The 12,528-nt window shown below is 57.6% G+C and carries 11 protein-coding genes; 9 read left to right on the top strand and 2 right to left on the bottom strand.

What is annotated here, in order from left to right:
* Positions 1 to 55: 55 nt before the first annotated feature.
* Positions 56 to 1,051 carry a D-xylose ABC transporter substrate-binding protein gene (xylF, locus tag MKR05_RS12695; RefSeq protein WP_023291333.1) on the bottom strand — a complete coding sequence of 332 codons (996 nt, stop codon included), beginning with the start codon at positions 1,049 to 1,051 and terminating at the stop codon, positions 56 to 58.
* A gap of 496 nt (positions 1,052 to 1,547) precedes the next feature.
* Between xylF and xylA the strand changes: the two genes are divergently transcribed.
* From xylA to yiaA, 4 genes are all read left to right on the top strand, one after another.
* On the top strand, positions 1,548 to 2,870 hold the full coding sequence (gene xylA, locus MKR05_RS12700; protein WP_023291332.1) for a xylose isomerase: 1,323 nt from the start codon (positions 1,548 to 1,550) through the stop codon (positions 2,868 to 2,870).
* Between the two features lie 92 nt (positions 2,871 to 2,962).
* Positions 2,963 to 4,417: a xylulokinase gene (gene xylB / locus MKR05_RS12705; protein WP_004205018.1), complete on the top strand. Its 1,455-nt coding sequence runs from the start codon at positions 2,963 to 2,965 to the stop codon at positions 4,415 to 4,417.
* 168 nt (positions 4,418 to 4,585) lie between these two features.
* Complete coding sequence (yiaB, locus tag MKR05_RS12710; RefSeq protein WP_032454341.1) at positions 4,586 to 4,957, top strand: inner membrane protein YiaB; 372 nt, start codon at positions 4,586 to 4,588, stop codon at positions 4,955 to 4,957.
* A 33-nt stretch (positions 4,958 to 4,990) separates the two neighbouring features.
* Entirely contained in the window at positions 4,991 to 5,434 is a 444-nt protein-coding gene (gene yiaA / locus MKR05_RS12715) for an inner membrane protein YiaA (RefSeq protein ID WP_044525027.1), read from the top strand.
* Between the two features lie 27 nt (positions 5,435 to 5,461).
* Here the strand turns inward: yiaA and MKR05_RS12720 are convergent, their stop codons facing one another.
* Entirely contained in the window at positions 5,462 to 6,457 is a 996-nt protein-coding gene (locus MKR05_RS12720) for an acyltransferase (protein ID WP_032454339.1), read from the bottom strand.
* Between the two features lie 179 nt (positions 6,458 to 6,636).
* Here MKR05_RS12720 and MKR05_RS12725 point away from each other — a divergent pair, with 179 nt between their 5' ends.
* From MKR05_RS12725 to MKR05_RS12745, 5 genes are all read left to right on the top strand, one after another.
* Positions 6,637 to 6,936 (top strand): YsaB family lipoprotein, encoded by a 300-nt coding sequence (locus MKR05_RS12725; RefSeq protein WP_074186682.1) that lies wholly within the window; start codon positions 6,637 to 6,639, stop codon positions 6,934 to 6,936.
* A 127-nt stretch (positions 6,937 to 7,063) separates the two neighbouring features.
* Complete coding sequence (glyQ, locus tag MKR05_RS12730) at positions 7,064 to 7,975, top strand: glycine--tRNA ligase subunit alpha (RefSeq protein ID WP_023291326.1); 912 nt, start codon at positions 7,064 to 7,066, stop codon at positions 7,973 to 7,975.
* Between the two features lie 9 nt (positions 7,976 to 7,984).
* Positions 7,985 to 10,054 carry a glycine--tRNA ligase subunit beta gene (gene glyS / locus MKR05_RS12735; RefSeq protein WP_023291325.1) on the top strand — a complete coding sequence of 690 codons (2,070 nt, stop codon included), beginning with the start codon at positions 7,985 to 7,987 and terminating at the stop codon, positions 10,052 to 10,054.
* A gap of 325 nt (positions 10,055 to 10,379) precedes the next feature.
* The gene (hokA, locus tag MKR05_RS12740) at positions 10,380 to 10,532 is read left to right on the top strand and encodes a type I toxin-antitoxin system toxin HokA (protein WP_032454338.1); all 153 of its coding nucleotides are present in this window, start codon (positions 10,380 to 10,382) and stop codon (positions 10,530 to 10,532) included.
* Positions 10,533 to 10,833: 301 nt separating this feature from the next.
* Complete coding sequence (locus MKR05_RS12745; RefSeq protein WP_248569191.1) at positions 10,834 to 12,453, top strand: ATP-binding cassette domain-containing protein; 1,620 nt, start codon at positions 10,834 to 10,836, stop codon at positions 12,451 to 12,453.
* Positions 12,454 to 12,528: the final 75 nt, after the last annotated feature.

Genomic DNA, 12,528 nt, shown 5'->3' on the forward strand with positions numbered 1-12,528 from the left:
GCAAAAGTGATATCCGGCGGGATGAAAATGACGCCCCGTAGCGGGGCGTCAGCCATTACAGTTCACTCTTTTTATGGAAACCGTCTTTAATCACCGTGGCGTCGATATTCTCTTTATTCACTTCAATTGGCGTTAACAGGCGCGAAGGGACATCTTTTAAGCCGTTATTCAGCGTGGTGTCAGACTTCGGCTGCTTATCGTTGCCCAGCTCAACGGCGATTTCGGCGGCGTTGGTGGCCAGGGTGGTAATCGGTTTATAGACGGTCATCGTCTGGGTACCGGAAATAATGCGCTTCACGCCCGCCAGGTCAGCATCCTGACCGGAGATCGCCACTTTGCCTGCCAGCCCCTGGGCGGTTAAGGCCTGGATGGCGCCGCCGGCGGTTGCGTCATTGGAGGCCACCACGGCATCGATTTTGTTATTATTCGCCGTCAGCGCGTTTTCCATTATTTTCAGCGCGTTTTCCGGCAGCCAGCCGTCAACCCACTGATCGCCGACAATCTTAATTTTGCCCTCATCGACATACGGCTTGAGGATCTTCATCTGGCCGGCGCGGAACAGCTTGGCGTTATTATCCACCGGCGAGCCGCCCATCAGAAAATAATTACCCTGCGGCACTTTGTCGACCAGGCTTTGCGCCTGCATTTCGCCGACTTTTTCATTGTCGAAAGAAATATAGAAATCAATATCGGCATTATTAATCATGCGATCATAGGCCAGCACTTTAATACCTTCCTGCTTGGCCTCTTTAATAACGTTACTGAGCACCTGACCGTTATAAGGAATAATGACTAAGACATCGACGCCGCGGTTGATCATGTTTTCAATTTGCGACATCTGCGTTTCTTCATTGCCATTGGCGGACTGGACAAAAACTTTGGCGCCTAAGGATTCCGCTTTATTGACGAAAATATCGCGGTCTTTCTGCCAGCGTTCCAGACGCAGATCGTCGATGGCCATGCCAATCTTCACTTCTTTCGCCATCCCCGCCATGCTGGCGAGCAGGAGGGAGCTGGCGCAAAGCGTAAGGCAAAGGTTCTTTATCTTCATAATAACGATACCTTTTTTGTAAGGGTAGGTAAGACGAACGGAAAAATAATGTTTGATACATGAGGTTGCGGATACGTTACAGATTCTTAACGCGGAAAGCAGGGCTGGCAATTACCGGTTCTTATTTTGCAGTTATGAAATTTCGTTTAATGCGCAAATTATGACGGCGATCGTATTTTATTCATGCACACTCTTATTATTGCACTGGACCTCTCTGACAGGACGGCAGAAGAACGCGCCGATATTATTTTTTGCGAGCTGGCGCACGTTTGTGGATTCTCTCAATGGCGGTGTGAAATAACGTAATTGAGGAAAATGAAAGCGAAATTCTATATTGGCTTAAACCCGTCATACTTCAAGTTGTAGGTGTGTTGGTGACATTCGTTGCTTCGCCCCCTGGTTATCGGGGACTCGCGCTCCTGCCGCCTTCCTGCAACTCGAATTATTTAGGGTACCTGTTTGGTTATTCGCCGCATCTCTGAATATGGAGTTCTCTATGCAGACCTATTTCGATCAACTCGATCGCGTTCGTTACGAAGGCCCGAAATCCGCTAACCCGCTGGCTTTCCGTCATTACAACCCGGATGAACTGGTGCTGGGCAAACGGATGGAAGATCATCTGCGTTTTGCGGCCTGTTACTGGCACACCTTCTGCTGGAATGGCGCCGATATGTTTGGCGTGGGCTCCTTCGACCGCCCATGGCAGCAGCCTGGCGACGCCCTGGAGATGGCCAAACGCAAAGCCGATGTGGCGTTCGAATTTTTCCATAAACTCAACGTGCCTTACTACTGCTTCCACGACGTTGACGTCTCGCCGGAAGGGAGTTCGCTCAAGGAGTACAGCAATAACTTCGCCCGGATGGTCGAGGTGCTGGCGGAGAAGCAGCAGCAGAGCGGCGTCAAGCTCCTGTGGGGGACCGCAAACTGCTTCACCAACCCGCGCTACGGCGCCGGCGCGGCCACCAACCCGGACCCGGAAGTGTTTAGCTGGGCGGCCACCCAGGTGGTTACCGCCATGAATGCCACCCATCAGCTGGGCGGCGAAAACTATGTCCTGTGGGGCGGTCGCGAGGGCTATGAAACCCTGCTGAATACCGACCTGCGCCAGGAGCGTGAACAGATAGGCCGCTTTATGCAGCTGGTGGTGGAACATAAGCATAAAATCGGCTTTAAAGGCACGCTGCTGATTGAGCCCAAACCGCAGGAGCCTACCAAGCATCAGTATGATTATGATGCCTCTACCGTTTACGGCTTCCTCAAGCAGTTTGGTCTGGAAAAAGAGATTAAACTGAACATTGAAGCCAACCATGCGACCCTTGCCGGCCACTCGTTCCATCATGAGATCGCGACGGCCATCGCGCTGGGGCTGTTCGGTTCCGTCGACGCCAACCGCGGCGATCCGCAGCTGGGCTGGGATACCGACCAGTTCCCGAACAGCGTCGAAGAGAACGCGCTGGTGATGTATGAAATTCTCAAAGCCGGCGGCTTCACCACCGGCGGCCTCAATTTTGATGCGAAAGTGCGCCGTCAGAGCACCGACAAATACGATCTGTTCTACGGCCATATCGGCGCGATGGATACCATGGCGCTGTCGCTGAAGGTCGCGGCGCGGATGATCGAAGACGGTGAGCTGGATAAACGCGTGGCCAAACGCTACGCCGGCTGGAACGGCGAGCTGGGGCAGCAGATCCTTAACGGGCAGATGACCCTCAGCGACATTGCCCAGTACGCCGCTCAGCATCAGCTGGCGCCGCAGCATCGCAGCGGCCAGCAGGAACAACTGGAAAACCTGGTCAACCATTATCTGTTTGACAAGTAATCATGCGGCGGCGCCCGGCGTGACCGGGACCGCCACCAGGATGCTCTGTTCGCGCCACGCTCAGCCGTGGCGCGCGTTTAAGGAGAGGTAGTATGTATATCGGCATCGATCTGGGGACATCGGGCGTCAAAGCCATTCTGCTCAATGAGCAGGGTGATGTGGTGGCATCGCATACCGAAAAACTCACCGTCTCGCGTCCGCATCCGCTGTGGTCGGAACAAGATCCCGAGCAGTGGTGGCAGGCTACGGACACGGCGATGAAAGCCCTGGGCGCGCAGCATAGTCTGCGCGACGTGAAGGCGCTGGGGATCGCCGGGCAGATGCACGGCGCCACCCTGCTGGATAAATCGCTACAGGTGCTGCGTCCTGCCATTTTATGGAATGACGGCCGCTGCGGCGAAGAGTGCCAGCTGCTGGAGGAAAAAGTCAGCGCTTCCCGGCAGATCACCGGCAACCTGATGATGCCGGGCTTTACGGCGCCGAAGCTCTTGTGGGTGCAGCGCCACGAGGCGGCGGTGTTCAGCCAGGTCGATAAAGTGCTGTTGCCGAAGGATTATCTGCGTCTGCGGATGACCGGCGAGCTTGCCAGCGATATGTCTGACGCCGCCGGTACCCTGTGGATGGATGTCGCCCGACGCGACTGGAGCGATGAGATGCTCGCCGCCTGCGATCTCAGCCGGGACGCGATGCCGGCGCTGTTTGAAGGCAGCGACGTCACCGGGCAGCTGCGTCCGGAGGTGGCGCAGGCGTGGAATATGCCACAGGCGCTGGTGGTGGGGGGCGGCGGCGACAACGCCGCCGGCGCGGTCGGGGTCGGCATGGCCGATGCCGGTCAGGCGATGCTGTCGCTGGGCACTTCAGGTGTGTATTTCGCGGTCAGCGAAGGGTTCCTCAGCAAGCCTGAAAGCGCAGTGCATAGCTTTTGCCATGCGCTGCCGGGCCGCTGGCATCTGATGTCGGTGATGCTCAGCGCGGCCTCCTGTCTGGACTGGGCGGCGAAATTAACCGGTCTCGCCAGCGTGCCGGCGCTGATTGCGGCGGCGCAGTCAGCCGACGAGAGCGCTGGTCCGGTGTGGTTCCTGCCCTATCTGTCGGGCGAACGCACGCCGCACAACAACCCGCAGGCCAAGGGCGTCTTCTTCGGCCTGACGCATCAGCATGGGCCGGCAGAGCTGGCGCGGGCGGTGCTGGAGGGGGTGGGCTATGCGCTGGCGGACGGCATGGACGTGGTTCACGCCTGCGGCATCAAGCCGCAGAGCATCACCCTTATCGGCGGCGGGGCGCGTAGCGCTTACTGGCGACAAATGCTGGCGGATATCAGCGGCCAGCAGCTCGATTACCGTACCGGGGGCGACGTCGGCCCGGCGCTGGGGGCGGCCAGGCTGGCGCAGCTGGCGGTGCACGGCGAAGCCGACCGCGCCGGGCTGTTGACGCCGCTGCCGCTTGAGCAAGCGCATCGCCCGGACGATCGCCGAGTGGCCCACTATGCGCCACAGCGGGAAACCTTCCGCCAGATTTATCAGCAGCTGAAACCGCTGATGTCATAGCCTCAGTCCGTCCGGCAACGCCGGGCGGATTACTTCCCTGAATGTCCCGGCTACATCCATCCAAAAAAGCGTATTTGTTTATTCCGAAATCTCCGTTTGGCCGTGCGTAACCTGAGGCATCGCCGGGGGAGTCGGTCATAATCAGCCCCTGTCGACCAGGGAGGTGAGATGAACACAAAACGCAATATTGCCAGGGTGATGATGGCAGCAGGATCGCTGGTTTATCTGCTCGGTATCTGGCGAACCTGCCCGTTGTTTAGCGGTAAAGGTTATTTTCTCGGCGTACTGGTGATGGGGATGTTTGCCGTCCTCGCCCATCAGCGCGCCAGACGGTGGCAGGAACAGGACGACGGTTTTATTGCCTTATGCCGGTTGGTGCTGCTGCTATCGGTCGGCCTGCTGCTGGTGGGCGCCTGGTATGTGCCGGCAGGCTGGCATGAAAAAGCCGTCTATATCGCGGCATGGTTTGTCTGCTTATATGGCGCATCGGCAACCCCCGAACGGATCCGCGTCGCCTGCGCGATGCAAAAAACGGAATAAGCGCCATCCGTGGGCGCGTAAGAGGTAAAAGTAATGGAAAACAAGCACGCGACGTATTCTCCGGCCTTTCATTTAATCTCCTGGATTGCCCTGATCGGCGGCATCGCCACCTATCTGGTCGGCCTGTGGAATGCGGATATGCAGTTGAATGAAAAAGGCTATTATTTTGCTGTCCTGGTGCTGGGGTTGTTTGCCGCAGCGTCTTATCAGAAGACGGTGCGCGATAAATATGAAGCCATTCCGACCACCGCGCTGTACTACACCACCTGTCTGGTGGCCTTCGTCATCGCCGTTGGCCTGCTGGTTATCGGGTTGTGGAACGCCAGTCTGCTGCTCAGCGAGAAAGGGTTCTATGGACTGGCGTACTTTTTGAGCCTGTTTGGCGCCGTTGCGGTGCAGAAAAACGTGCGTGATGCCTGGGACCCGACCCGTGTAAGAGAGCCTCTCAGCGTGCAGGAAGAGGGGCCTGAACTGTGAGTCGGGCCCGCTCTCGGCGGCAGGTCGTTAACTGACCAGCCGCCGGCTATCAACCCGCTGCACCAGGCCGGACAGCAGCAGGCTGCCGAGCAGGGCGGCGCTGAAAATCCACACAATATCCAGCAGCGGCCAGCGGCTCAGTTCCAGATGGCTGGCGCGCAGCGCATGCACAATCAGGGCATGGAAGCCGTAAATTCCCAGAGAATGACGTGCAATACATTCGATACCGGGCAGGGGACGCGCGTTCAGCCAGTTTTTGGCGAGCGTCAGCAGGGCGACCGCGCAAACGAACACCGCCGGCCCGCAGTAGAGATACCAGGTGTCGCCGAAGTCCCCGCGCCAGCGCAGCTCATGCAGCGTGCCGCGGGAGATGACCCACACGGCGGCGAGGAACAGCGCGGCGCAGAGCGGGGTCAGCCATTTTTTATCGGTATCCAGGGTGCCAATAGCCCTGCCCAGCACACCGTAGAGCACGTAATAAAAGGTGTCGCCATTGATATAGAGGTTGACCGGCAGCCACTCAATCCCGGCGGCTTTGACGCCAACCATGTTGGGGTTGGCCAGAATGCCGAGGATCGCCATCAGCGCCAGCAGCATTTTGCCGTTGACGGATTTAACCTGAATAAGCGGCGAGAGCAGATAGATAACGGCGATAGCAAAGAAAAACCACAGGTGGTAGAAGACGGGCTTCTGCAGCAAATTCTTTAACGACAGCCCGACGTTGATATGGGTAAACAGCGCGATATACAGCAGAGACAGCGCGCTATAGAACGCAATGCACAGGCCAATCCGCCAGAAATGGCGCGGCTGAGCGCTGCGTTCCCCAAAAAACAGATACCCCGAGATCATAAAAAACAGCGGCACGCTGACGCGGGAGGCGGAATTGAGCAGATTGGCGATATCCCATTGCAGCAGGGTAATCGTATGCGGATGAGTGATATACCAGCTGGTACTGTGGATCATCACCACCATCATGCAGGCAATGCCGCGCAGGTTGGTGATCCAGTGTATCTTTTCTTGCATCAGTCCCTCAAAGTCTACTGGCGATATAAGGTCTGACCCGCCTTATGCCCCGGTGTCGCACGAGATTAGTCTGAGTTTTTGATCACAGACTTGTCGCTGTTTCATGATATTCGCAAAATACCTGTAATACTGGATCTTTGCGATAACAACTTGCTGACAAGGCGGTGGAGGAGAACGTAGTGAAAGGTGTCGTTTCCATAATGCTGGCGCTGCTCCTTGCGGGCTGCAGCGAGTCCGTTTCCCCCCCGGCGCAAAAGGCGCAGCGCGCGCATATTACACCGCAAACTACGCTCAATATGGCGCAGCTTTGCAAGGATCAGGCCGCTATCCGCTATAACACGCAAACGCAGTTAGTTGACGTGAACCATCTTGAACAATTCCAGGCGAGCTATGAGCTGTCGGGTCGTACCGGCAAGAATGAACGTTTCATCTGTTCCTTTGACCCCGACGGCCAGTTTATGCATCTTTCGATGCGCTGAATCGACCCCGCCTGGCGTAAATTTCGTCCGTTTTCCTGAAACTACGCCGTTTCGTACTGTATATCTCGCAGCCAGCGGGTATACTGACTCCTTCCTTTAAATCCACACGTATCCAGCACGAAATCATATGCAAAAGTTTGATACCAGGACCTTCCAGGGCCTGATCCTGACCTTACAGGATTACTGGGCTCGTCAGGGCTGCACCATTGTTCAACCACTGGACATGGAAGTCGGCGCCGGCACCTCTCACCCGATGACCTGCCTGCGCGCGTTAGGGCCGGAGCCGATGGCGACCGCCTACGTACAGCCTTCCCGTCGTCCAACCGATGGCCGCTATGGCGAAAACCCGAACCGTTTACAGCATTACTATCAGTTCCAGGTGGTGATTAAGCCTTCTCCGGACAACATCCAGGAGCTGTACCTCGGGTCGCTGAAAGAGCTGGGTATGGACCCGACCATTCACGACATTCGCTTCGTCGAAGACAACTGGGAAAATCCGACGCTGGGGGCCTGGGGTCTGGGTTGGGAAGTGTGGCTCAACGGCATGGAAGTGACGCAGTTCACCTACTTCCAGCAGGTGGGCGGCCTGGAGTGTAAGCCGGTGACCGGCGAGATCACCTACGGCCTGGAGCGTCTGGCGATGTACATCCAGGGCGTCGACAGCGTCTACGACCTGGTCTGGAGCGATGGCCCGCTGGGTAAAACCACTTACGGCGACGTGTTCCACCAGAACGAAGTGGAGCAGTCCACCTATAACTTCGAATACGCCGACGTCGATTTCCTCTTCTCCTGCTTCGAGCAGTATGAGAAAGAGGCCCAGCATCTGCTGGCGCTGGAGACCCCGCTGCCGCTGCCGGCCTACGAGCGTATTCTGAAAGCGGCTCACAGCTTCAACCTGCTGGATGCGCGTAAAGCCATCTCCGTCACCGAGCGTCAGCGCTATATCCTGCGCATTCGCACCCTGACGAAAGCAGTGGCGGAAGCGTACTACGCTTCCCGTGAAGCGCTCGGCTTCCCGATGTGCAACAAGAATAAATAAGAGGCGGCCATGTCTGAGAATACTTTTCTGGTGGAAATCGGCACTGAAGAGCTGCCACCAAAAGCGCTGCGCAGCCTGGCGGAATCTTTTGCTGCGAACGTGACCGCGGAGCTGGATAACGCCGGCCTCGCGCACGGTAAAGTGGAATGGTTTGCCGCCCCGCGTCGTCTGGCGCTGAAGGTGGCCAACCTGGCGGCGGCGCAAGCCGATCGCGAAGTGGAAAAACGCGGCCCGGCCGTTGCCCAGGCGTTCGATGCCGAAGGCAAGCCAAGCAAAGCGGCCGAAGGCTGGGCGCGCGGCTGCGGTATTACCGTCGATCAGGCCGAACGTCTGACTACGGACAAAGGCGAGTGGCTGCTGTATCGCGCCCATGTGAAGGGCGAAAGCACCGAAGCGCTGCTGCCGAACATGATTGCCAGCTCGCTGGCGAAGCTGCCGATCCCGAAACTGATGCGCTGGGGCGCGTCTGACGTCCACTTCGTGCGCCCGGTTCACACCGTCACGCTGCTGCTGGGCGACAAGGTGATCCCGGCTACTATCCTCGGTATCCCGTCCGATCGCGTGATCCGCGGCCATCGCTTTATGGGCGAGCCGGAATTCACCATCGACCATGCCGACCAGTACCCGCAGATCCTGCTGGAGCGCGGTAAAGTCATCGCCGATTACGAACAGCGTAAAGCCAAAATCAAAGCCGATGCGGAAGAGGCGGCGCGTAAGATTGGCGGTCAAGCCGATCTGAGCGAAAGCCTGCTGGAAGAAGTCACCTCGCTGGTGGAATGGCCGGTGGTGCTGACGGCGAAGTTCGAAGAAAAATTCCTCGCGGTGCCGTCTGAAGCGCTGGTTTACACCATGAAGGGCGACCAGAAGTACTTCCCGGTTTACGACAACGCCGGTAAGCTGCTGCCGAACTTTATCTTCGTCGCCAACATCGAGTCGAAAGATCCGCAGCAGATCATCTCCGGTAACGAGAAGGTGGTCCGTCCGCGTCTGGCCGACGCCGAGTTCTTCTTCAACACCGACCGTAAAAAACGTCTGGAAGACAACCTGCCGCGTCTGGAAACCGTGCTGTTCCAGCAGCAGCTGGGTACGCTGCGCGACAAGACCGATCGCATTCAGGCGCTGGCGGGCTGGATTGCCGAGCAGATTGGCGCTGACGTGAACCACGCGACCCGCGCGGGCCTGCTGTCCAAGTGCGACCTGATGACCAACATGGTCTTCGAGTTCACCGACACCCAGGGCGTGATGGGGATGCACTACGCGCGCCACGATGGCGAAGCGGAAGATGTGGCCGTGGCGCTGAACGAACAGTATCAGCCGCGCTTTGCCGGCGACGCGCTGCCGTCTAACCCGGTGGCCTGCGCGGTGGCGATTGCCGATAAGATGGACACCCTGGCGGGTATCTTCGGTATCGGCCAGCACCCGAAAGGCGATAAAGACCCGTTTGCGCTGCGCCGCGCCGCGCTGGGCGTCCTGCGTATCATCGTCGAGAAGAACCTGAACCTCGATCTGCAAACGCTGACCGAAGAAGCGGTGCGTCTGTACGGTGAGAAGCTGACCAACGCCAACGTGGTTGATGACGTGATCGACTTTATGCTGGGCCGCTTCCGCGCCTGGTATCAGGACGAAGGCTACGGCGTCGACACTATCCAGGCGGTACTGGCGCGTCGTCCAACCCGCCCGGCGGATTTCGATGCGCGCATGAAAGCCGTATCGCACTTCCGTACCCTGGAAGAGTCCTCCGCGCTGGCGGCGGCGAACAAACGTGTCTCCAACATCCTCGCGAAATCCGACGAGACGCTGAACGACATCGTTCACGCTTCCGTGCTGAAAGAAGCGGCGGAAATTAAGCTGGCGGGCAATCTGGTGGTGCTGCGCGACAAGCTGCAGCCGTACTTCGCCGCAGGCCGCTATCAGGATGCGCTGATTGAGCTGGCCGCCCTGCGCGAGCCGGTGGATGAGTTCTTCGAAAACGTGATGGTCAACGCCGAAGACAAAGATGTCCGCATCAACCGTCTGACGCTGCTGTCCAAACTGCGTGAACTGTTCCTGCAGGTGGCGGATATTTCTCTGCTGCAGTAAGCGTATCGGTAATAAAAAAACCTGCCTCAGGGCAGGTTTTTTTATACCTGAAATATAAGTAGTCGAACCGCTAATAATTCAGGCGTTGATATTTTCATTATTTTCATTGATCAATAAAAAATATTTTAAGAATATATAAACATAATTCCTCAAGTTATTTACGCTAGAATGGCGGCGGGTGCTTGAGACTGTGTGTCTCAGGTATTCAGCGGGAGACAGACAGAGAAAAGCCCCACCTGATAGTCATCAAAGTGAGGCTCCCCTAATGCATGAACACCATAAGCGTAGCCTCTTACTTGTTGAAAATCAACACGGGAGGCGAGGAGTGTCGCGAAAGTATCTGTTGTTTGGCTTAATAGTGATTTGCTTCACTGTTTTATTATTGACCTGGATGGTTCGTGATTCGCTATGTGAATTACAGCTCAGGCAGGGAAATAGTGAGCTGGTGGCATTCTTAGCCTGTGATAGTAAACAGTAAGAGCATCTGGTGGGGATCTATCCCCACTATGCTTGCAGTGTCAGGCATTCTCAATGCACCCTTTCATTGTTCACCAAATAAATCATTTGCCTCCTGATATCAGGAGGCCTTTTTATTTTTAAACGATTGTTGAATTAAACGGGCTTGAAATTCATAGCGGAGTGTGGCTATCCTATGCCCCGACGAATCCCTCGTCTCACTGGAGCGCGCCCTACAAATGAACAAACACGACTGATGAACTTCACGCCTTACCTCGCAGACGTTGCGGGTAGGGGAGTATTGATTTCATTCAGGAGTGCTTATGGCTCATTGCGCCCACATCCCCGCTTTTGTTTTACATCAGGTCACCTGTCAGTTTGCGACGGGGCAGACCCTGTTTGGTCCTCTCAACGTCTCGCTGGAACCGTCCCTTTGCGGTCTGGTCGGCCGGAACGGCGTCGGTAAGTCGCGTCTGTTGCGCCTGCTGGCGGGCCTTGATTCTCCTGCCGGTGGCCATATCGAGCGCGCGGCTTCCATTGCCTGGGTGGCGCAGCAGCCGACGCTTACGCCGGAGACCACCCTCGCTACGCTGCTGGGCTATGCGCCGGTCTTTGACGCCTTGTACCGCCTTGAACAGGGTCATGGACTGGCCGACGATTTCGAGCTATTGGATGGCCACTGGGATCTCCCCGATCGGCTGAGTTTAGCTTTCCGTGAAGCCGCTCTCCCGCCGTTCTCTGCCGATCGTCCCGCTTTTTCACTCAGCGGCGGCGAGCGGATGAAGGCCCTGCTGTGCGGCGCCTTCGTCTCGGGCGCCGATTATCTGCTGCTGGATGAGCCCACCAACCATCTGGACAGTGAGGGGCGAGAGTGGCTCTATCAGCAACTGGAAAACTGGCACGGCGGAGCTTTGATCGCCAGCCACGATCGTCAACTGCTGGCGCGGATGCCGAGGATCATCGAGCTGACGCCGACGGCGCTGCGCAGCTACGGCGGCAACTATGACGAATATCAGCGGCAGCGCGAGGCGGAGCAGCAGGCGGCGCGCGCGGCGCTGGACCATGCGACGACCGAGCGGCGACGCACCCGCGCGCGAATGCAAAAAGAGCATGATGCTGCCCAGCGGCGCTCGGCGCAGACACTGCGTACCGTTGATACCCTGAATATCGCCTCTTTCGAACGCGTGAAGTACAAAGGCGCGGCAAAAGAGCGTCCGGGAACGCTGCGCCGTCAGCATCGTGAACAGAACAGCAGTCTGAATGGCGCTGTGCAGCAGGCGCGAGAGCGGGTGGAAGAGGATACGCCGGTGATGTTCACCCTGCCAGGCAGCGAAGTGGCGGCGGGCAAGCAGGTGCTGGTCGTGGAAGCATTGCAGCTCGCCCATTCCCCCGCTGCGCCGCTGGACTGGCGCATGGATGGTCCGATGCGCGTCGCGCTGCGAGGGCCGAATGGCTGTGGCAAAACTACCTTGCTGAAAACGCTGCTGGGGCTGGAGCAGGCCGCCTCAGGCGATGTCCGGCTGTCGGTGAGCGCCGCTTATCTGGATCAACATCTGACGCAGCTGGATCTGTCGTTATCGGTGATAACGCATCTGAGCCTGGACGATACTCCGCTGGATGAGGGGCTGCTGCGGACCCGTCTGGCGCAGCTGCAGCTGGGCGCCGATAAGGTCAACCTGCCGCTGGCGGCGCTCAGCGGCGGCGAACGCCTGAAAGCGGCTCTGGCCTGCGTGCTCTGGCGACGCGATCCGGCCCAGCTGCTGTTGCTCGATGAGCCGACCAACCATCTCGATTTAGCGTCGACACAGGCCATTGAGTGTGCGCTGGCGACGTTTCCCGGCGCGTTGGTGGTGGTGTCGCATGACGAGGCGTTTCTGCAGGGGTTGAAACTCACCCACAGCCTGACGTGGGGGGAAACGGGCTGGCACGATACCCGACTCTGAATGCCCGGCAGCCGCCATCGTATGCTGGCGACAGATAAAAAAAATCCCCGCCATCAGGCAGGGATTCTCGATTCT

It is taken from the genome of Klebsiella sp. K5-204 (assembly GCF_030128585.1).
Taxonomy (GTDB): domain Bacteria; phylum Pseudomonadota; class Gammaproteobacteria; order Enterobacterales; family Enterobacteriaceae; genus Klebsiella; species Klebsiella quasipneumoniae.

Bases quoted from the DNA above. Each gene is read 5' to 3' on its own strand.
- xylF (WP_023291333.1), bottom strand. From the start codon at position 1,051: ATGAAGATAAAGAACCTTTGCCTTACGCTTTGCGCCAGCTCCCTCCTG.
- xylA (WP_023291332.1), top strand. From the start codon at position 1,548: ATGCAGACCTATTTCGATCAACTCGATCGCGTTCGTTACGAAGGCCCG.
- xylB (WP_004205018.1), top strand. From the start codon at position 2,963: ATGTATATCGGCATCGATCTGGGGACATCGGGCGTCAAAGCCATTCTG.
- yiaB (WP_032454341.1), top strand. From the start codon at position 4,586: ATGAACACAAAACGCAATATTGCCAGGGTGATGATGGCAGCAGGATCG.
- yiaA (WP_044525027.1), top strand. From the start codon at position 4,991: ATGGAAAACAAGCACGCGACGTATTCTCCGGCCTTTCATTTAATCTCC.
- MKR05_RS12720 (WP_032454339.1), bottom strand. From the start codon at position 6,457: ATGCAAGAAAAGATACACTGGATCACCAACCTGCGCGGCATTGCCTGC.
- glyQ (WP_023291326.1), top strand. From the start codon at position 7,064: ATGCAAAAGTTTGATACCAGGACCTTCCAGGGCCTGATCCTGACCTTA.
- glyS (WP_023291325.1), top strand. From the start codon at position 7,985: ATGTCTGAGAATACTTTTCTGGTGGAAATCGGCACTGAAGAGCTGCCA.
- MKR05_RS12745 (WP_248569191.1), top strand. From the start codon at position 10,834: ATGGCTCATTGCGCCCACATCCCCGCTTTTGTTTTACATCAGGTCACC.